Raw genomic sequence first — 20,706 nt, forward strand, 5'->3', positions numbered from 1 at the left:
TCTCCTCCTTCTCATGTAGTAAATCTATTATACCTTACTTAGGGAGTACATGACAATCCTCCTACAGAATGAGATTCTATTTTTTCTTCCGCATAAAATAAAACGGCTTCACAGGCTTATCTACTACCATTTTTATCGTCATCATCGCATTAGGAGCACGGTCAATTTCCTCTCCATTTTCATTCCAGAGTGCTTTTACAACCTGTTTAAAACCAGTATCTCCCGGTCCATAAAATTCAATTTCTTCACCAACGCCAAAATTATTTCGTTGTTGCAATGTAGCCATTTTCGTTTCTTCATCATATTCAAGCACTTGAGCGGCAAAGGCATATTGAGGAATTTTCCGAGTTTTTCCAAATAATTGCTCGTCCTCCGTTGGTTCTTTATAGAAAAAACCTGTAGATAATTCGCGCTGAGCAACTTTCCATAATTCTTCTTCCCATGCAGGATCAAATACGTAATTCTCTGGGTTCGCGCAATATGCGTCTACCGCACGACGATAAACACTTGCTACGGTAGAAACATAATGAATTGATTTCATTCTGCCTTCGATTTTCAAACTATCTACCCCAGCATTAACCATATCTGGAATATATTTAATCATAGATAGATCTACAGCACTCATTGAAAAAGGCTCTTCATCTGTATCCACTAAGTTTTTCGAAACACCATTATCAATTTCGAATAAATCATATTTCCAGCGACAACTTTGGGCACATCCTCCGCGGTTCGCATCACGGTTCGCCATATGATTCGATAAGGTACAACGCCCGGAATAAGAAATACACATTGCGCCATGAATAAATGCTTCCATTTCGACATCCGTTTTTTCACCAATTTCTTGAATTTCTTGCATGCTAACTTCTCGTGCAAGTACAACACGCTCTAGTCCTTGTTTTTTCCAAAATTCTAGTGTTTTATAGTTTGTTGCCGAAGCTTGTGTGGATAAATGAACTGGTAGACCCGGTGCATCTTGAAAACAAATACTAATTAGCGCTGGGTCCGAAACAATAACTGCATCGATACCGATATCGCGAAGTGTACGGAAAAATTCACCCGCACCTTCAGTATCACCAGCATGTGCAACCATATTTGCCGCAACATACACTTTTGCATTTCGTTCATGTGCAAAAGCGATGCCTTCTTTCATTTCTTCAAAACTAAAATTACCTGCACGTGACCTAAGTCCAAAAGCTTGGCCACCAATATATACAGCGTCCGCACCGTAACGAATCGCAATTTTTAATTTTTCTAAGTTACCAGCCGGAGCTAGCACTTCTGGTTTTTTTAATACTTTAGTCATTATGCTATTCCCCCTACTTCACATCATCCGGATTTTTCAAATAGAATCCAGCATCTAGTTTTCTAGTTTTAGGCTGCAATTCCGTTAATTTATTCACAAAATACTCCGCAACAAATTGACCTTGAATTACAGCCTCTTTCGCTTCAACTAATAGCGATGCGATTTGAACAAAATTATCCGATTCTGCAAGAACTCCATCTAGTTTCCAAGTTTTTAACCCAGCTTCATATAAGTCTGCTAAATAAGGGACAAGTGAAACATCTTCAGAAGCAAAAATATGTGTTCCGGAATCATCCTCATAAATTGGTAATTGACTTGTTTCATCATTAGGTTCACGTAAATAAAGGCCACGTTCTTTCGAGGTATCATCTTCCTTTTCGACAATACGCTCATAATTCGTTACAAGTTTACGTTTGGATTGGTGGATGCATGTTGGTCCGTAAACCAGAACTTCTACTGGAATTGGGAGACTTTTAGCAATGGCTTTTATCTCACCTTCTGTTAATTCTCTGGCAAGTACTGCTCCAACTGCTCCTTGTTTTTCCCAAAATGAAATTTGTTCTGCGCTAGTAACAAATGTTTGGGCATCATAAATGAAAGGTATCGGTCGAGCCATTTCACTTAGGAGCATAATCGCACCAGGATCACCACATGCAATTGCATCTACTTTCATTTCAGAAAGCTGTTCTAAAAATGCTGGTAGCTCTTCCATATGTTCGTTGTGCATCAACGAATTTACAGCTACGGTTACTTTTTTCTTTTCTTGATGTGCTAAATGAACTATTTCACGTAATTCTTCGACAGAAAAGGAATGAGGTAATCTTAAACCAAATTGGCTGTTACCTATATATAATCTGTCTACCCCCGCGCGAAGCAATTGTTCAGCTTGCCTAATTGAATCTGCTGTCGCTATGATTTCCATGTTTTTCTCCTCTTTTCTACTAAAAACGTTACTTGATAAATGTATCACAAGAAGACTTGTTACTCAATAAGAATTTTGACATAAAAAAAGAGACTAGCCTATGCAGCTAATCTCTAATCTATTTTGTCTTCTTTTGTAATCTTAAATAAATTTAATAATGGTCGATAAGTGCTTCCTACTAAACCAAGTGTTTCGATAAGCACCTCAATTAAAATTAAAAGTACACCAATTAATATCATCGAGCCCCATAGCGTTGACATAGTAAAAATGAAAGCAAATAAGGAAAATAGTGCTGCAATCGCGTAAATTAATATGACTGTTTGCCGATGTGTAAAACCTAATCGGAGTAAACAATGATGTAAGTGAGATTTATCTGCCATAGCAATAGGTTGTTTTGTAACCATACGGCGCACAATAGCAAAAACCGTATCAGAAATTGGTACTCCTAAAATCAAAATCGGTACAATTAAAGAAATAAAAGTGACGTTTTTAAAGCCCATGATAGAAAGTACCGCAATAATGAAACCTAAGAAAAGCGCTCCTGTGTCTCCCATAAATATTTTAGCAGGATTGAAATTATATGGTAAGAATCCAAGAGTTCCAGCAATTAAAACGCTAGCAATCATAATAACAAGTGCATCTCCCATAATAAACGCCATTCCTAAAATTGTCAGTAAAGCAATAGTGGAAACACCAGCAGCCAATCCGTCAAGGCCATCAATTAGATTGATTGCATTCGTAATTGCTACAATCCAAATAATCGTGAGTGGAATACTTAAAATGCCAAAATGAATTTCTCCACCAAAGGGTAGATTTATAAAATCAATACTAATATCGCCCCAGAATACAATAATAAAAGCAGCGACAATTTGGCCAATTAATTTATATCTTGCCTTAAATTCCATAATATCATCTAACAGGCCAGTTATAACCATTACAAGTGCTGCAATCAATAAAGGCCATAAGAATTCATTTTCAATTGGAAGTAAAAATAAACCAATGGCAAAACTCATAAAAATCGCTAAGCCACCCAAACTAGGAATCGGCTTCACATTAATGCGTCGCTGATCGGGTTTATCAGTAATATCAAAATACAGTGCTATCTTTCGAATTAGCGGTGTAAGTAACACGGACGCACCAAAACATATAAAAATTATCATCCAGCTCATGGTTAGTCCTCCCCGCAAATTTTTTACTCATCTCATTATACTTTTTTATTTGCAAAAAGACAACGAAAATCATTACGCAAAAAAAGCTTAAAGCGCACCTACTCCGCCTCAAGCTTTTTATTTTATTGTTTAATCCTAGCTACAAATTGAAATCTACTACCTACATACTGGGAACGCGTAAATTCAAATGGTCGACCGTCTTCTAACGTTGTAATCTGCCGAAGTTTCATAACCGGTGAGCCGAGTTTCACATCTAGATATGGCGCAATTTTTTCTGATACTAAAGAAGCTTCCATGATTTGTTCTGCTTCTCCAATTGGTTGACCAAGTTTTAATTCAATGGCTTTATAAAGGGAATCCATAATGTCTTCCTTTGTAAGCAGTGAAGCAATTTTTTCTGGAATAGCAGCAACTTCATAAAGAATTGGTACGCGGTCACCGTAACGAATCCGCTCAATCTTCATTACATTGCTGTTTTCAGGCAGTTGCAGTGCCTCTTGTTCTTGCGTACTTGCCGGACGGATGCCATACGATACGATTCGCGTAGAAGGAACTTTTCCCTCTTGTAACATCAAATTCGTAAAACTCGTAACCGCTTCAAGCCGTTCCGTTAATTTCTTTTCCGCAATAAAAGTTCCTGCGCCAACACGTCGTTGCAAAATATTATCATCCACTAGCCCTTGAATGGCTTGTCTTACAGTCATTCGGCTAACATGAAACATTTCCGCAAGTTGACGCTCGGCTGGAATGGATGTCCCTACTTTCCAGACGCCATCTTCCATTTTCTTTTTAATTTCACTTTGAATCTGAATGTAAATCGGTATTCCTGATTGTTTATCGATCATTTTCCCGCCCTCTTCTTATAGAAGTGACGCCGCCTCGTTGTCAAGAATCACAGTAACGTCTGGATGATTTTGAAGTACAGAAGCAGGACAATTCACATCTACAGGTCCTTTAATAGTTTCTTTGATTGCTTGTGCTTTGTTTTCACCAAAAGCAAGTAGGATAATTTTCTTTGCATTCATGATTGATTTAATTCCCATAGAATAAGCATGAGTTGGAACATCTTCTTCTCTTTCGAAAAAGCGTTTGTTTGCTTCACGAGTAGAATCTGTTAAAACGACTTTGTGTGTTAACGAATCAAAAGAAGTTCCTGGTTCGTTAAAACCAATGTGGCCATTTGTTCCAATTCCAAGCACTTGAATATCAATTGGGTGCTCAGACAAAATTTCTTCATAACGTGCGCATTCTGCTTCTGCATCCGTCGCTTCTCCGTTTGGTAAGAAACTTTCTTTAAATGCTTTTTTAGAGAATAACAATTCGTTCATATAGTAATGATAACTGTTTGGGTCCTCTGCTGCAAGGCCTACATATTCATCTAGGTTAGTTGTTGTTACATTTTTTGTGTCAACGTCGCTTTTTACAAGCTCGGCATATAATGTTTCTGGTGTACTACCTGTCGCTAGACCAAGTGTGTTTACTTCACCTGATGTGATGCCTTTTTCAATGATTTCTAATGCTTTTTTGGATCCTGCTAATTTATTTTCTGTTGTGATAAGTTGCATTTTATTATCTTCCTCTCAAGAATGTTTTTTTCCGAATGAATAGGTTGCTGTAATGTGTAAATCTTCATCTAATAAGTTGAAATCAGCATCCTTACCAGCTTCGATTCCACCTTTTTGCGTTAAATTAAATTCACGTGCTTGGTTTCCAGAAGACATAAGAACTGCCTCTTCCACCGAGCATCCAGTAAATTTAATCATATTGCGGAAACCGTCGTCATAAGTAAGTACACTTCCAGCTAACGTTCCGTCTTCTAAACGAGCTTGTTTGTCTTTCACGATAACAGTTTGGCCGCCAAGTTCTGATTTTCCTTCTGGCATCCCTTTTGCTCGCATGGAGTCAGTGATGATACATAAATGTTCTGGTCCTTTCATTTGATAGGCTAATTTCACCATATCAGGATGAACGTGAATACCATCAACGATAAGTTCTGCATTAATTCCGCGTTCTAACAAAACATGACCTGGAACGCCTGGCTCACGGTGCGTCATACGGTGGCATGCATTATATAAATGAGTCGCATGTGTCGCTTTACTTGTTTTCAAGTGTTCGCGTACATCATTAGAGTGACCAATACTTGGAACAACTCCTAGTTCAAAACACAAATTTTCAAAATCAGCTGAAGTATCGTGTTCTGGTGCATATGTTACTAATTTAATTAAACCACCAGAAATATCAAACCACTTTTTGAAAAGCTCCAAATCAGGTGCTTGAATGTATTCTTCTGGTTGCGCTCCTTTGAAAACTTTAGATACAAATGGACCTTCCAAATGGATCCCGCCAATAACAGGTTCAGTTTTAGCAACTTCATGGATAACTTTCAAAGCTTTTTCAATATTTTCATGTGATTGCGTCATCGTTGTTGGGAAATAAGTAGTGATACCTTCATTTAGCATACCGTTCACTTGTTTTCTAAGCGCTTCTGGATCAGCATCCATTGCGTCAAAACTATAACCACCATGGGAATGAACATCAATGAAACCAGGAACAAGTTTTTGTCCTTTTGCATCGATTACTTCTTCTGCTTTTTCTGCTTGAAAATCAGTCATGGAGCCAACTTCTAAAATTTGTTTATCAAATCGTACAAAAGCATTTTCTAGAACACCTTTACCAGTATAAATTGTAGCGTTAGTAATTACTTTATTAGCCATTACGTATTGCCTCCTCATTAAATCGGTCTATACCAATTATTATAGCATGTATCCATTAAAATGCAACTTATCTTTTCCTATTTACCCGAAAAAATGTAAAGTAACCAAAAAACACATAGCTCACAGAAAAGCTATGTGCATAAAAAAACGCAGAATACAGATTCTGCGTTTTTTGTTTTATTTGTCTTTGTCTTCTTCTTTTTTCTCTAATTCTGGAATAAGCACTTCTTTTTCTTCTTTTGGTTCCTCTTTAGCAGCTTCTTTTTCCAATTCATTTAGCTGATCTTCAATGGAAGCTCTTTCTGGTTTCTTGAAATTTTGTTTTTCTCGTTCAATAATTTCATCCACCATTGTTGTAAAGTTTTGTGCTTTATCTTTAATAATCTCTTTGCTTTTCTTTGTTTTCTTTTCTAGTTCATCCATTAAATCATCGAAGGATTGGGAAAGTTCTTTGCTCATATCCGCTTTCTTTTCAGCTTCTTCAGCTAAATCGCGTTGTTTTTGAGCTTCATGATAATCGTTTACACTACCCCAGCTCATATCATGGATAACTTTGTCCATTTTTTCCGAAGTTTCTGTAGCATTTTTTTCAGCCATTTCAGCTAAATGTTGTGTTTTAAGATTTTTCCATTTTAAACGCATTTCGTGCATGCGTAGTTCTAATTTTTCAAGTTGTTCAGAAGCTTGATCATAATGAGATTTAGTTGATTTTAATTGTTCTTCATATTGAGCTACTTCTTCTAATGCAAACTCAGCTAACTTAGTTTCACCAGCTTCTTTTGCAATTTCAGCTTGACGACGACGTTTTTCAACATAAACTTCCATTTCTTTATATTCTTTATAGAAAAGAGATTTTAGCTCACGTTGTTTTTCTACCATACGTTCTGCATCTTTCATTTCTTGTTTTGTTTTATCCATATAGTAACTTACTGAATTGCGACGTTTTTCTTCACGTTTTTCGATTTTTTCACTAACTTCTTTATTCCATTGTTTCATTTTTTCAAAAAGGTTTGCCATTTTTTTCTCCTCCAATTATTTATTGTATGGGTAGTCAAATACATCATCATTTTTTCTAGGTTTATTTTTATTTCTAGTTAGGAAGTAAATGATTGCTCCAATGATTGCAACAACCAGTATTCCTTTTAAGTTAGCTAGAATGATTAAGGCACCAACGCCAATTAATACACCATAAACGATTTTTTCACCTACAGACTTTGCTTCGAGTAGTTTCTTAAGTGACCAAAATCCGAGCACTGCACCAATAGTCGCCATAATCGCTGGCCATAAAACGATAAGTATCATTGCTATGAGTAAAACTATTAATACGCCAATCAAAATTGCTCTCATATGTCTACCTCCTTATTTAAAAGTGTAGCTAAAATATTTTTCTTTTATTACTGTACCTATCATAACGCTATGTATCAAGTAGAAGAACCCACTGTAGAAGGAAATTCACCTACAACTTGAGTCCTATTGTCTAACTAAAGGATAACATATGAAGGGATGTTTAACGAACAAAAAACAGCTTGCCTCTCGTGTAACACAAGATACAAACTGCTTTTTGACTATTTTATTTTTTCTTCATATTGAAGAGATGAAACCCCGCCTTCAGAAATCATATTGTTTTCCTCAAGCTCCGTTTCTGAAATTTCTTTGTCTGCATAGCGTGTTCTAATATCGTTTACTTCATCAAAAGGCGTGGGTGGCTGTTGTTTTTTTACCACATAAATCGCAGCACAAGCTATTACACCAGCAACGGCTCCTGCAATAATACCTACTTTATTTTTCACACTAATAACCTCCTCTTGAAATCCACTATTTTATTCCCTAAAAAAAGAGAGCTAAAACAAAAACGAGTTTGCATGATGCAAACTCGTTTCAATAATTAGAATCCAGAAAAAGTACTTTTGGGTTTACGGATAAAACATAGTATGGCTGCAATAACAAAAAGTAAAGCAGGAATGAAACCAATAAGTGCAGTGGATAAAAGTGACACAATACCGGCTGCTAGAAATAAAAATCCAGCAAGTATCGGGTTTTTATTTTTTATAATATAGTAAATACCTGTTGCTCCAACAATTAAGGTGATTATTCCACCAGAAAGTGCCGTCCAAGATAATGTATGTACAAAATCAAAGATACGGTCCGGGTCCGGTATATCTTCTTTAGGGATTTCCCATTCAGTAACTGTTTGGTAGTAATTATTGTAATAGGTCGTTAAGCCTTCTTTTCCTTTTGAACCATTTACTAGTAATAGACCAATAACAGCAATAGCTGCTTGCATAAGTACACTAAGAATAAGACCAATAATAGCGAGAACTATCTCACCAGTTCGTTTAATCATGAAAATATGCCTCCGTTTCTTCGCTTATTTTTCCAGTATACTATATGTTTTAGTGAGAATAAACTATTTAAATATTAGAAAAAGAAGACTAGTCGTGCGTTTTGCTTTAAAAAAATGTATAATTTGTTCATAACGAATTTTAAAGGGGCGTAAAATAATGCTAAAGCGCGTGTTCTTCTCCATTATCTTACCTTTAGGGTGTTTAGTTGGAGCAATTTTTATTTTATTTACAATTAACACGACATATCCAAAAGCAGCTAATGATGCTATTCCAACTATATTTATACATGGTTACCGAGGAACTGATCGCTCACTTCATGGAATGATACGACGCTTTGACCAAAAATATAAGTGGGGCACAGAGTCATTAACAGTAAATGTAAGTCCAGACGGAAACATTTCTACTACTGGTACTTATAGTAAAAAAGAAAAAAATCCGTTAATTAATATTGTTTTTGAAGATAACCGAGCAACTCTTCCACAGCAATCTATGTGGACAAAAAAAGTAATGGCCTATTTACAAAAAAATTATGATATTAAAGAATTTAATGCAGTTGGTCATTCAATGGGTGGCGGTGCTTGGGTAGCTTATTTAGCATCTTATGAAAAAAATAAATCTTATCCACAAGTAAATAAAATTGTTTTCTTAGCAGTCCCATTTTACCCAGAAGAATATGTAAATGGTGATCAACAAGTAGATATTAAAAATGCCAATAATGTGCATGCTAATTTTGCTCAAAAAATGGCCAAAGTATTACCAGCTAACACAGAAATTATGATTATTGGTGGCGACTTAGAAGACGGTTCAAATAGTGACGGCGAAGTCAAATTAGATAGTGTTTTATATGGTCAAAAATTATTTGCTCATCAAAAAGTCATTACTCATGTTATTAAAGGACCTCAAGCAACCCATAGTAGCATGCACGAATCTACTGTCGTTGATAAGTATGTCGGTCAATTTTTATGGGGACAGAAATAAAAGATAAAGGATGTTTCGAATGAAAAAAGTTATACTCACGATTATCATCTTAGCCATTATAATTACAGGCTTCGGGATAATTTTTCTTCAATTTGAACCTACTAAAAAAGCTGCTAAAGAATCTACTAATGCTACTGCACAAAAATCTTCCAAAAAAACGAATAATCCAGTCTCAGAAATCGCTGTACCTACGCTTTTTGTTCATGGTTATTCAGGAACTGCTAATTCATTTAAAGGCATGATTAATCGTCTTGCTGAGGATGGTGTTGTAACAGAGTCGCTTGTCATGACTGTTGCCACTGATGGAAGTGTTAGCACAAAAGGAAGTTACGATAAATTTAGTCACAATCCAACTATCCAAGTCATTTTTGAAGATAATAAAAGTTCAATGGTGAATCAAGCTCAGTGGATACAAAATGTGATGAAAGAGTTGAAAAATAATTATCATATTGAAAAAGTAGATGCAATTGGGCATTCAATGGGCGGAGTTAGCCTAACGAGTTATATTGGGAAAGTTGGTAATGATAAATCTTACCCCGTTCTTGAAAAACTAGTTTTAATTGGCGCCCCACTTAATGGGCTAGTTATTGGTGATAATGGTGTGACTGCCTATGATTTAACGGATGAAGGACCAAAACAGACCTCCGAGCGTTATAGTGAGTTTATGAAAAACAAGCCAAACATTCCTACTAATTTACAAGTATTGAATATTGCTGGAGATACATTAGATGGAACTAAAAGCGATGGTAGCGTATCGGTCGCAAGCGCACTCTCTGGTAAATTCATTTTTGAAGGACAAGTTAAAAGTTACGAGGAAAAAACCTTTACAGGAAAAAATGCAGCTCATAGCAAACTACATGAAAATACAGATGTAGATGCTAAAGTAGCTAATTATTTATGGGGAACTGAAAAAGTAGATTAAGCTAATGCTTAATCTACTTTTTTCTTACGTCCAAATATAGTTCGTTTTTGAATATCTTCAGAATTCCGTACATCTAAAATATCTAGTAAAAATACAAATACCGGAATCCCAACTATTAACCCCCACACACCGAAAAACGTTTCTGAAAAAATTAAGATGACAAATGTGTAAAATATAGGTAAATTCGTTTTTGAAGACATTAGTTTTGGGTTTAAAATATATGTTTCAATCGCATGCACTATAACTACCGTAATTAAGATATAAATGACATCTTGAAAGCCACCAACTGAGTATGCAATAAGCACTAGTGGAACACACGAGATAATTACACCAGCAACGGGAATTAACCCTAATACAAACACCATTATGGATAAGCTAAGTAGTTGAGGAAAATTCATTAAATAAAGTGCTATGGTAGTAATAACTGTGTTAACAAGTGCAATCATCAATTGAGCCTCTAGTACTACCCCAAAGGTCGCAACGAATTTTTTCCCAAAGAATGCTGCTTCTTTAAAAATAAAGCCAACTTTACTTGTTAAAAATTGCCCAGTAAAAGAAGTGACCCGTTCTTTTTCTAAAGAGAAAAATAAACTAAGGATTAAAGCTAAGAAAAACGATAATCCTACCGAGCCGATTCCTGAAAGAGAAGCAATAATAAAGTCAACACCAGTCTGAAGGTATTTTTGAATATTCGATTCTTTCAAAAATCCGACAATCCACTGCACAATCGTATTATCACTTGGATTATTATAAATCTTTACAAGCGAGTCTACAAGTTGCGATATCTGGTCAATTAAAATTGGTAAGAAGTGTACAATTGCTATGTATAAAAACATGGCTACTAAACAATATAAAACGATAACAATTAATTTTCGTGGTATTCGTATTCTTTTTAAAATCACATTTTCTAATCGCGTAACTAAAAATGCAAAGATAAATGTTAATAATATTAAATCTATCATGCTCCTAAGTAAATATAGTACAATGCCTAGAAGAATAAACACGAGCACCCGTCTTGCTGTGTCATTTTTTTTTAATTTCTCCAACCAATTCATTTCCTCACCAGCCCTTTTCTTTCTTCATTTTATCATAAATTAGTAAAATAGGGTTTACAAAAAAAATTTTCTTCTGTAGAATAGAACCAATCATCCTACCTTTAGAAAGGGGCGTTTTTTTATGGTAGAAAAAATCGAGCGGAAATCTTTAGCTGAACAAGTCTATGATCAGATAAAAGCTGAAATTACTAGTGGTGCTTGGAAAATTGGCGAACGCATTCCTAAAGAAGCTGATTTAATGACTCAGTTTGGCATCAGTCGAAATACTTTACGTGAAGCAATTCGTGCGCTAGCTCATATTGGCTTACTTGAAACGAAGCAAGGAGACGGAACTTTTGTACGTAATAATAGTGAGCTTCATGCTATTTTGCAAAAACGTGTGCGAGAGTCCTCTGTTCAAGAAATTCTAGAAATGAGGCACGCACTAGACCGAGAAGCAGTTATTTTAGCTTGTGAACGGCGTACAGGTGAAGATTTAAAAACGCTTAAAAAATATCAGCAACTCTGCTATTTAGCTACTAAGAATAATGATGTAACAGCCTTTATAAAAGCTGACTCAGCTCTTCATCTAACAATTGTAAAGGCGGCACATAATGATTTATTGTTAGATATGTATGTAAATATTTTAGAGGAAATACAGTTTTCGATAACGAGTACAACTGAGATGAATCCTGCTGTAAATAAACATAATGGACATGAAACACTTGTATCAGCTATCGAAAAACACGATAAAGAAGGAGCAGCACATGAAGTAACTGAGTATATCACGCTCTTCAAACAGATTGCTGCTAAGAATGGAGATAACAAATGAATTCCGATTTAACAAATAAAAAAATCCTTACTCGTTCAAGTAAGGTAATGCTTATCTTGGGTATTGTTTTAATTGCAGCAAACTTGCGTACACCTATTACATCAGTTGGTCCCTTGCTTGGAATGATTCAATCAGATTTACATTTAACCAATACTATGGCAGGATTACTAACGACAATACCACTTCTTGCTTTTGCTGGATTGTCTCCTTTTGTTTCGAGATTAAGTCGTTTATTTGGAATAGAAGTACTTATTTTTATTGCACTTTTAACGCTTGTTATTGGTAGTTTACTTCGACCTTTTGGAGGAGAATTCTATTTATTCGCTGGAACATTTATGATTGGTCTTGCTATAGCAATTGGAAATGTCATTTTACCTAGTTTGATTAAAAAAGAGTTTCCTTTTAAATTAGGATTAATGACAGGAGTCTACTCGATTTCGATGAATTTATGTGCGGCGCTTGCTGCTGGTTTAACTGTGCCGATAGCAATGAATAATAAATTTAGCTGGCATGGGAGTATGATTTTTTGGGCAGTATTAGGTGTTATAGCTTTAGTTATTTGGCTCCCACAGTTAAAGTATAATCAACGTAGCTCAGAAAAAATTGCAACACATTTAGTTACTACTTCGGTGTGGAAGTCTCCTCTTGCCTGGAAAATTTCATTGTACATGGGATCGCAGTCCGCAATTTTTTATATTTCGATTGCTTGGTTACCGAATATTTTAGCAAATCAAGGTTTATCAAGTACTTCCAGCGGTCTTATGCTTTCACTAATGCAATTTGCTGTTATGCCAATTACTTTTATTATTCCCATTATAGCTGGACGGATGAAAAATCAGCAATTGCTCGTTGGGATTTCTGTTTTATTATTTATGATTGGGATTTTTGGGATTATGTTCGCTTCTGGTAATCTATTTATTTTAGCTACTGCGATTATTTTATATGGGATTGGTTCGGGGATGTCATTTAGTCTTTCGATGATGTTCTTTAATTTGCGAACAACAAGCGCTACCGAATCGGCGGATTTATCCGGAATGGCGCAATCAATAGGTTATTTGTTTGCTGCTTCCGGTCCAATATTATTTGGTACACTCCATGATGCTCTCGGCAGTTGGCAACCAACATTATATGTTCTAATCGGCATTACCCTACTTATGTTATATTGCGGCCTAGATGCTGGACGCAATAAATTTCTCTTTCCACAGAAAAAGTGATTTTGCGCATAAAAAAACTAGTGCGGAAAAAGGGAGTAAACCGCACTAGCTAAAAGGGAGTTTGGGATTTTCATTCTAAAAAGGGAAAGAAATGAAAATGTTTTGCTTGTTGTTAGCTTATACATATAATAACTTTTCAAAAAAAGAATGTGCTGAAAGAAAGATGATAATTTCATGAGAGTTTAAAAAAGTTTTTCTCAGTTTTTTCCTCTTAGTCTTTCTAACTTTTCTGCAATCCTATTTTTTATTTTTTCCGTTTCTTGGGGATGTTTCGTTATTTCATTAGTTTCTGAAATAGTGACTACATCCCCTTCTTTTATGGATGAATCAAGCTTTTCTTTATCTAATTGCCATTCTGTCTGGTTTGGTTCTACTAGAAAAACTGCTTTCCCATCTTCTATCCGATCTAAAATTGCTTTTTTCACCCTCATCACCTACTTTGTTACGGCAAGGCCTTGTTCTTTAATTTGGCGCACAATGCCATCACCAATGCCGTTAATTTTTTTCAAGTCATCTATGGATTGATATGGTCGTTCGGCAATAATTTTTTCTGCAAGCGCTGGTCCTATTAGTGGTAATAATTGTAAATCTTCACTTGTTGCTGTATTCAAATTAATACTATCTGGTAATTCTTCTGATGTTGCATCTTCTGTTTTTTGTGTATTATTTTCTTTGTTATAGCTGCTACCAGGCTTGGGTGTTCCATTTTTTTCGGTTTGGAGATGAATTTTTTCACCGTCAGTTTCGATTGTAATTGTTCCGTTCACATCTGTTCCGTAAGTTTTAATATCTCGTTCTTTTAACCATTCCAATACTTCTACATGTGGATGTCCATAACTGTTGGCCATTTCAGCGGAGTAGACCGCCACTTGAGGTTTTACTTTATCTAGGAAAAATGGCTGGTTGGATGTGGAAGAGCCGTGGTGTCCTAAGTCTAAAATATCTGCTTCTAAATTAGCGCCACTATCTACCATTTCTCTTTCACGGCCTTTTTCTGCATCACCTGTAAAAATGGCGGAAATGTCTTTGTATGTCATTTTTACTGCAATGGAATCATTATTAGCGTCGTTTTCCAATTTATCAGGACTTAAAACTTCTAGATTGAACGGACCAAAAGTTGCTTTTTCGCCGCGTCTTGGTTCTTTGTATTTCGCATCTGATGCTAATGCCGCGTCAATTACTTTCTCATAAATACTACTAGAAAAAGTTAAACCATCCATCCAAATTTCTTTTGGCTTGTATGTAGCAATTACTTTGTCCGCATTACCGATATGGTCTGCGTGTGGGTGGGTTAGTAATAACAGGTCTATTTTCTTTACATTCGCCTCTTTTAAATAAGTTAAAATCCGGTCATCATCTTGTCGGCCAGTATCAATCAAAATAGTCGTACCGTCTTCTGCTTGAATAAGTGTACTGTCCCCTTGACCAACATCAAAAAAAGTAAAGCTCGCGCCATTTAAGGTTTTTTCTGTGACGTTAGATGGTTTAGTAGATGATTCTGAAAAACTACAACCACTTAAAAATATCGCGATTAAACTAATACAAATTACTAATTTCTTTCTCATCTTTCTCCTCCTGCTCTCTTAGTAGAATAGCAAAGGAATAGAGAACAGTAAAGTCTTTAAAACAAAAACCGCATGAAATCAAAATCGATTTACATACGGCAATTTATCTTGGATTCATTTCACTTTTTCTTTAAAGGAAAAGGATACTTCTTCCGTTTTTGGTTCATAATCAATTTTCCAGTCGTGGTCTTTAAAATACCAATAATCATGATCTTCAATGAAGAAAATTAAGTCTTCTTTTTTCTCAGCGACTGCTGCTTCTTGCGGTTTTTCGGCAGCTAAACCGATAGAGAAACCAGGATGCAAGGAACTATTAGAACCACCATATTTGGCAAAAAGTCGGATTCCATTACCATTAGCTACATCAAACTCATCATGAAACCATTTATTTGCTTGGTCCGTTACCTCGATATTCATACTTTTCACTCCTCGTTTCCATTTTTTGTACGTGTTGATTATTACTCAAGAATAGCAGATTTTACATCGAATTTCACTTTTTCTGCTTTTTGTTATGCAATTAGTATACCTCTTTCTACTAAAATTCAAACCATCATGTATTAAAACAACCACAAAATAAGGATATTGTACTATAACAGATTCGGAATAAAAAAAGCTGTGTGAGAAATAAATCCCACACAGTTTTTATTGCATCTTATTCTAATGGAGCTTTTCCTAAGAAGGCTTTGAACATCCAAATATGTTTGTCAATGCTAGCTTTAAAAGCAATGAGCATATCGTTTGTTACATCATCGCCTTCTTTGTCAGTTAACTCGATACCTTGTTTGTACTCGTCTCTAAGTAATTCTAATGTCCCAACTAAGTCTTCCATCAATTGATCCATTGTTTTAGGTTTTGTATAAGGTGCTTCTTCCACACTTGCATTTTCTAAAAACTCTTTTAAAGTCGAGAATGGGCTTCCTCCGATTGCTAGTAAACGTTCTGCTACTTCATCCATTTGTTCGCCGAATTCGCTATATAAATCATCCATCTTTTCATGTAAAGTGAAGAAGTTGTGACCTCTCATATACCAATGAATTTGATGAATTTTTACTGTGAATACGTTTAAATTCGCTACTTGGTGATTCAAAAATTCCTTTGTGTCAACTGAGTTAATTGTTTTCATAATTATCTTCCTCCTATTTTATAATGATTATCACTTAATAATAAGTATAATCTATTCCTAGACCAATGTCCAGTGTGGAAACCATCACAAAGTATTTACCACTCACACAATTTCTTAAACATTTATTACTGCTTTCTCATTATTTATCGCTTTTTTTATGATAGAATAAAAATGAGATTTACACAACTAGGAGGATAGACAATGGAAAATTATTCTCACCGCTTTCAGGTGAACTTGGCTGGTATGATTGACATTCTCTCTAATCATCTGTATGACGAAAAAGATGTTTATATTCGCGAATTATTACAGAACGCTACAGATGCAATTAGAGCTAGGAAAAAAATAGAACCTACTTTAAATGGAAAAATCCATGTTTCATTATCTGGTGAAAAAAACAACAAAACGTTAATTTTAGAGGATAATGGAATTGGTTTAACGGAAGATGAAGTCCATGCCTTCCTTGCAACTATTGCTAATTCATCTAAAGGTGAAAAAAACTTTGACGGTCAAGATACCAATGATTTTATTGGTCGATTTGGAATTGGTTTACTTTCTTGTTTTATTGTTAGTGATGAGATTGTGATGATTTCTACCTCACAAAAAAACGGAGAAACGACCGAATGGCATGGAAAAGCGGATGGTACTTATTCCGTCCGTAAGATTACAACCGAAAAACGCGAACCTGGTACTCAAGTTTATTTACGGTTACGTCCTGATATGATTGAACACCCTGAATGCGAGGAAACAGAATACTTGATTAATACATTAAAAAAATACGGCTCTTCTTTAGAAAGCGCCATTTTAATAGAAACAGATGGTTATGAACAAGAGATCAACTCATGGACCAAACAATTTGCTAATAAAGAAATATTGTTCAGTCTTTCGAGAGAACAAATTCTTCGCTACGGGGAACATTTACTCGGCACACGATTTCACGATTATTTCTTAATTGAAAATGAATCTGGACGTACTTTTGGCATTGCTTTTATGATTCCTTATACAGTACAAATGAATGCGGTTCGCAAACAAACGGTATTTTTAAACAATATGTATGTGACGAGCGAAGCGAATAACGTTCTTCCTAAATGGGCTTTTTTTGCTGAATGTATACTTTGGACAGATGAGCTTCAGCCAGTCGCTTCACGGGAATCTTTTTATAAAAATGAGCGCCTAGAAATCGTATCTGAGGAGCTAGGTGTGGCGTTAAAAAAAGGAATTGAAACGTTACCTGAGAGCGCGCTAACAAAATTATTATCGACACATTATCTTGGTTTTAAAGCTTTAGCTAGTGAAGATGCCCCATTTTTAAAATTAATTTATTCTTATCTGCCGTTTAAAACTTTGAATGGTGAAGAAAAATTAGCAGATATAATGAAAGAAACGACGACAATCTACTATACTTTTTCGGTGGACGATTTTAGACAGATAACTGATATTGCTCGCTCTAGTGGTATGACATTGATTAATGGCGGTTACTCCTACGATACACCAATTTTAACAATGCTAAATCATTTAGTTGATGAAGCCGAATTTATTTTAATTCAACCCGAAGAAATCATCAACAAATTGTTACCGATGTCTGCTGAAGAAGAAATAACCTATCAACCAATCTTAGCTGAAATGAATAAAATGATGGCAGAATTTGATGCCGATATAACGATTAAGCATTTTGAGCCCAAAACGCTCCCTATTATTTTTATTCATTCTGCCGCTACACAGGCAAGCAGAGAACTGGAACGCTCATTAGAAGAAACGAGTTCTGTTTTCAGTGATATTTTAGAGAGTATTCAGCAAGAACAAGCCCCTGCTCCACTTGCCCATTTGTATTTAAATTTAGATAATGAGCTTATAAAAAAACTGTTCACATCTGGTAAATCTATTAATGAGTTATCGGTAATTGTTAATGTTCTTTATATTCAAGCATTACTGTTAGGACATTATCCACTTAAACGTAAAGAAATGAAATTAATGAATCAAAATATGTTACGAATCTTAGAAATGCTATAGGAGGAAAAAATGGATTATTTAAATGATATTGAAGAAGCTTGGGGCATGGACGACAATGCTGAAAAAGTGAAAATTCTTGAACGGGCCATTGCAAGTGCAGATATGTATAACGATGTAGAAAATGGTATTGAGGCACGTGATTTGCTGATTGATACTTGTTTAACTGCCGGATTTCCAAAAAAACAATTGCAAGCCTTTAGTTGGTTAGTAAAAAAATGGGAAGAAGATGCGACATATATTGACGCTTACGATCTACTTTGGAAATATAAATGGATTAGCGAACATGTTCCTACTTTTGATGAAGTATCCAAAGCGCAAATAGATGGGCTTTTGAATGATATGAAAGTAAAATTCGAACAGCAAAATTATTCCTTGCGCCCTTACTATAAAGTTTGTACCCTTGCTGCCATTCGAATGGGCGAAAAAGACAAAGCAAAAGAACTCTTTGAAAAATGGAACAACACCAAAGCTGATTATTTAAATGACTGTTCTGCTTGCGAAACAAATGATAAAGTTCATTATTACTGTTTTATCAAAGATTTTGAAAAAGCGAAGAAAGCTGCTACTCCAATTATTAAAGGAAAACAGCGCTGTGCAGAGGTCCCTCATTTAACTTACGGTAGTATGGCTTTAGCATATTTAGAACTTGGTGATGAAAAAATGGCGCAAGAATGTTTTGATAAAGGTTACCCTCTTGTGGAGAAAGCAAGTTCATTAATAGCACCGCTTAGCCACTTGCTTAAGTATTTAGTGCTTACAAACCAAGCTGAAAAGGCTAGAGAAGTCATTGATACGAATAAAGAAATCGTCCTTAAGTCAGAAAGCGGACTAGATCGATTATTATTTTTACAAGCTGCTTATCCTCTTTTGGATCGTGAAACAGAAGCAGACTTGGTGGAATTAGCCGAAACCTTAACAGCAAAATTTGATGCACGAAATGAAAATAGTTTTTATCAAGATCGTTTGAAATAATATTTGGAACATAGCTAGTTTTTCTAGTTATGTTCTTTTATTTGCGCTATTTAGTATTTTTTAGGATAATACAGGAAGGAGTTGAAGATGATGACGATTTGGGTTAGAAACGGGAATAACGCTGCAACTGAGCAAGAGATTTCTGCAAAAGAAACGGAACTAGGTTTATTCTTACCAGCTGAATATAAAGAGCTGCTTTTGACGCAAAATGGTGGTTTGATTCGAAAAAACCATTTTCCAACGAACGAGCCAACTTCTTATGGTCTTGATGTAGCGGAAATTTATTATTTAGCTAGTTTAAATGAATTATTAACAGACATTCCGGAACAAAATGATGTCGACCTCGCAGGCAAGCAAGTTTATTTTCACCGAGATGAATCGCGCTATATCGGCTTTTCCTATGCAGATAATAGGTCCCTGCCAAGCATTATATATGTAGATTTTGAAACGCTACAAACGCTAGTTGTTGCGGAAAACATGGCTGAGTTTTTGGAGGCGCTATATTTCAGCCCTTTTCCAGTAGATTTCGCCGAACAATTTCCAGTAAAAAAACTAGACCAAATTCTTGCTTCAAGTAATGTCAAAAAAACCAAGCAATTACTAGAGTTATTAGAGGATTATCCAGATAAAACATGGTATTTAGAAACACTCATTTGTTTACTTCAAAAAAACGAAATCCCTTATAATATAGTCGTCTATCAATCCTTTGAAAATCAATTGCTCTATTTCCGGAGAAAACTTGTTACTGAACTTGTGGAAAAGATTTTCGCGATGCTTAAGGACAGTGATGGAATAGATCAAAGTGCTACTACTGAATTATATAAAGAGTGGGAATAAGGAGGAATTCAATTGGTAAAAGTAGTATTTGTATGTTTAGGAAATATTTGCCGTTCTCCAATGGCAGAAGGACTTTTTCGAAAAGAAGTTGCTAATGCGGGGTTAACGGATGAAATAGAAATTGATTCTGCGGCAACGGGAACCTGGAACTTAGGAAAGCCACCGCACCGTGGTACAAGAGAAGTTTTGAAAAAGCATGGTATTAATTATGAAGTAATGCGCGCTCGGAAAGTAACGGATGCCGATTTTGAACAAGCTGATTATATTATTGGGATGGATCAAAATAATATAGCTGATTTAAATGCACTTAATAAAAACAAAGACGTAACTATTCGTTCACTAATGTCCTTTGTTTCAGGTAAGGAAGAGGAAGAAATTCCTGATCCTTATTACACAGGTGATTTTGATGAAACAGAGCGAATGGTGACAGAAGGAGTCAAGGCTCTTTTAGCTTTTATTACAAAAAAATAGCCTTTTTATCCCTAACATGTTTAGAGACTTGTCACTCGGGAATATATAAGAGTACAATCAAAAGATTAGAAAGAGGTTTTTTTATATGTTAGGAATTATTTGGGGAATCATCGTTGTTTTATTAGCAGTTTGGTTACTTGGGATTATTTTCCATGTAGCGGGCGGATTAATTAATATCTTGCTAGTAGTAGTGTTAATACTCGTTATTTGGAACTTAATTCAAATGGCTAGGAATAAACGTAAATAACTGAAAAAAGAGTGGTTTGGTGCATTAACGTAATGCGCCAAACCACTCTTT

Annotated in this window: 24 protein-coding genes; 9 read left to right on the forward strand and 15 right to left on the reverse strand. The window is 35.4% G+C overall.

Annotated elements, in window-relative coordinates; all coding sequences use genetic code 11:
- Nucleotides 1–76: 76 nt before the first annotated feature.
- From HCB45_RS05000 to HCB45_RS05045, 10 genes are all read right to left on the reverse strand, one after another.
- A complete protein-coding gene (locus HCB45_RS05000; protein WP_185619075.1) occupies nt 77–1,303 on the reverse strand; it encodes a peptidase U32 family protein in 1,227 nt (408 codons plus the stop codon).
- Between the two features lie 13 nt (nt 1,304–1,316).
- The gene (locus tag HCB45_RS05005) at nt 1,317–2,225 is read right to left on the reverse strand and encodes a peptidase U32 family protein (protein WP_185619077.1); all 909 of its coding nucleotides are present in this window, start codon (nt 2,223–2,225) and stop codon (nt 1,317–1,319) included.
- A 113-nt stretch (nt 2,226–2,338) separates the two neighbouring features.
- On the reverse strand, nt 2,339–3,394 hold the full coding sequence (locus HCB45_RS05010; RefSeq protein ID WP_185318381.1) for a glycosyltransferase family 4 protein: 1,056 nt from the start codon (nt 3,392–3,394) through the stop codon (nt 2,339–2,341).
- A 122-nt stretch (nt 3,395–3,516) separates the two neighbouring features.
- Nucleotides 3,517–4,239, reverse strand: a complete 723-nt coding sequence (locus tag HCB45_RS05015) for a GntR family transcriptional regulator (RefSeq protein ID WP_003722779.1) — start codon at nt 4,237–4,239, stop codon at nt 3,517–3,519.
- A gap of 15 nt (nt 4,240–4,254) precedes the next feature.
- On the reverse strand, nt 4,255–4,959 hold the full coding sequence (gene nagB, locus HCB45_RS05020) for a glucosamine-6-phosphate deaminase (protein ID WP_185318380.1): 705 nt from the start codon (nt 4,957–4,959) through the stop codon (nt 4,255–4,257).
- Nucleotides 4,960–4,974: 15 nt separating this feature from the next.
- Nucleotides 4,975–6,108, reverse strand: coding sequence for an N-acetylglucosamine-6-phosphate deacetylase (nagA, locus tag HCB45_RS05025; RefSeq protein ID WP_185318379.1), 1,134 nt, complete (start codon nt 6,106–6,108; stop codon nt 4,975–4,977).
- A gap of 177 nt (nt 6,109–6,285) precedes the next feature.
- Nucleotides 6,286–7,125 carry a PspA/IM30 family protein gene (locus tag HCB45_RS05030; protein ID WP_185318378.1) on the reverse strand — a complete coding sequence of 280 codons (840 nt, stop codon included), beginning with the start codon at nt 7,123–7,125 and terminating at the stop codon, nt 6,286–6,288.
- A gap of 15 nt (nt 7,126–7,140) precedes the next feature.
- Complete coding sequence (locus HCB45_RS05035) at nt 7,141–7,455, reverse strand: lmo0954 family membrane protein (RefSeq protein WP_185318377.1); 315 nt, start codon at nt 7,453–7,455, stop codon at nt 7,141–7,143.
- Between the two features lie 218 nt (nt 7,456–7,673).
- Nucleotides 7,674–7,898, reverse strand: a complete 225-nt coding sequence (locus HCB45_RS05040) for a hypothetical protein (RefSeq protein ID WP_185318376.1) — start codon at nt 7,896–7,898, stop codon at nt 7,674–7,676.
- A 95-nt stretch (nt 7,899–7,993) separates the two neighbouring features.
- Nucleotides 7,994–8,452, reverse strand: coding sequence for a DUF4064 domain-containing protein (locus tag HCB45_RS05045; protein ID WP_185318375.1), 459 nt, complete (start codon nt 8,450–8,452; stop codon nt 7,994–7,996).
- Between the two features lie 157 nt (nt 8,453–8,609).
- Here HCB45_RS05045 and HCB45_RS05050 point away from each other — a divergent pair, with 157 nt between their 5' ends.
- Nucleotides 8,610–9,431 carry an alpha/beta hydrolase gene (locus tag HCB45_RS05050; protein WP_185619079.1) on the forward strand — a complete coding sequence of 274 codons (822 nt, stop codon included), beginning with the start codon at nt 8,610–8,612 and terminating at the stop codon, nt 9,429–9,431.
- 19 nt (nt 9,432–9,450) lie between these two features.
- Nucleotides 9,451–10,353: an alpha/beta hydrolase gene (locus tag HCB45_RS05055; protein ID WP_185318373.1), complete on the forward strand. Its 903-nt coding sequence runs from the start codon at nt 9,451–9,453 to the stop codon at nt 10,351–10,353.
- An 8-nt stretch (nt 10,354–10,361) separates the two neighbouring features.
- Here HCB45_RS05055 and HCB45_RS05060 read toward each other — a convergent pair whose 3' ends face one another.
- Complete coding sequence (locus HCB45_RS05060; protein ID WP_185318372.1) at nt 10,362–11,408, reverse strand: AI-2E family transporter; 1,047 nt, start codon at nt 11,406–11,408, stop codon at nt 10,362–10,364.
- 121 nt (nt 11,409–11,529) lie between these two features.
- On the opposite strand from HCB45_RS05060, the gene HCB45_RS05065 reads away from it, so the two are divergent.
- Together HCB45_RS05065 and HCB45_RS05070 are read left to right on the forward strand one after the other, a co-directional pair.
- Nucleotides 11,530–12,219, forward strand: coding sequence for a FadR/GntR family transcriptional regulator (locus tag HCB45_RS05065; RefSeq protein WP_185619081.1), 690 nt, complete (start codon nt 11,530–11,532; stop codon nt 12,217–12,219).
- The gene (locus tag HCB45_RS05070; protein WP_185619083.1) at nt 12,216–13,433 is read left to right on the forward strand and encodes a CynX/NimT family MFS transporter; all 1,218 of its coding nucleotides are present in this window, start codon (nt 12,216–12,218) and stop codon (nt 13,431–13,433) included. Before HCB45_RS05065 ends, HCB45_RS05070 begins: the two co-directional genes overlap by 4 nt.
- Nucleotides 13,434–13,630: 197 nt before the next feature.
- On the opposite strand, the gene HCB45_RS05075 is transcribed toward HCB45_RS05070, so the two are convergent.
- The 4 genes from HCB45_RS05075 to fri form a co-directional block, all read right to left on the reverse strand.
- Nucleotides 13,631–13,858 carry a DUF3006 domain-containing protein gene (locus tag HCB45_RS05075; protein ID WP_185318369.1) on the reverse strand — a complete coding sequence of 76 codons (228 nt, stop codon included), beginning with the start codon at nt 13,856–13,858 and terminating at the stop codon, nt 13,631–13,633.
- A gap of 9 nt (nt 13,859–13,867) precedes the next feature.
- The gene (locus HCB45_RS05080) at nt 13,868–14,998 is read right to left on the reverse strand and encodes an MBL fold metallo-hydrolase (protein ID WP_185619085.1); all 1,131 of its coding nucleotides are present in this window, start codon (nt 14,996–14,998) and stop codon (nt 13,868–13,870) included.
- Nucleotides 14,999–15,112: 114 nt separating this feature from the next.
- Complete coding sequence (locus tag HCB45_RS05085; RefSeq protein WP_185318367.1) at nt 15,113–15,415, reverse strand: HesB/YadR/YfhF family protein; 303 nt, start codon at nt 15,413–15,415, stop codon at nt 15,113–15,115.
- Between the two features lie 235 nt (nt 15,416–15,650).
- On the reverse strand, nt 15,651–16,121 hold the full coding sequence (fri, locus tag HCB45_RS05090; protein WP_003761404.1) for a non-heme iron-binding ferritin Fri: 471 nt from the start codon (nt 16,119–16,121) through the stop codon (nt 15,651–15,653).
- Nucleotides 16,122–16,322: 201 nt separating this feature from the next.
- Between fri and HCB45_RS05095 the strand changes: the two genes are divergently transcribed.
- The 5 genes from HCB45_RS05095 to HCB45_RS05115 all read left to right on the forward strand — a co-directional run bounded on the left by HCB45_RS05095 (nt 16,323) and on the right by HCB45_RS05115 (nt 20,655).
- Nucleotides 16,323–18,128: an HSP90 family protein gene (locus HCB45_RS05095; RefSeq protein WP_185619087.1), complete on the forward strand. Its 1,806-nt coding sequence runs from the start codon at nt 16,323–16,325 to the stop codon at nt 18,126–18,128.
- Between the two features lie 9 nt (nt 18,129–18,137).
- Complete coding sequence (locus HCB45_RS05100) at nt 18,138–19,100, forward strand: hypothetical protein (protein ID WP_185619089.1); 963 nt, start codon at nt 18,138–18,140, stop codon at nt 19,098–19,100.
- Between the two features lie 90 nt (nt 19,101–19,190).
- A complete protein-coding gene (locus HCB45_RS05105; RefSeq protein WP_185619091.1) occupies nt 19,191–19,937 on the forward strand; it encodes an SMI1/KNR4 family protein in 747 nt (248 codons plus the stop codon).
- A 12-nt stretch (nt 19,938–19,949) separates the two neighbouring features.
- The gene (locus tag HCB45_RS05110; protein ID WP_185619093.1) at nt 19,950–20,408 is read left to right on the forward strand and encodes a low molecular weight protein-tyrosine-phosphatase; all 459 of its coding nucleotides are present in this window, start codon (nt 19,950–19,952) and stop codon (nt 20,406–20,408) included.
- Between the two features lie 85 nt (nt 20,409–20,493).
- Nucleotides 20,494–20,655 (forward strand): lmo0937 family membrane protein, encoded by a 162-nt coding sequence (locus HCB45_RS05115; protein WP_003761398.1) that lies wholly within the window; start codon nt 20,494–20,496, stop codon nt 20,653–20,655.
- Nucleotides 20,656–20,706: the final 51 nt, after the last annotated feature.

Source organism: Listeria farberi, assembly GCF_014229245.1.
Lineage (GTDB): Bacteria > Bacillota > Bacilli > Lactobacillales > Listeriaceae > Listeria > Listeria farberi.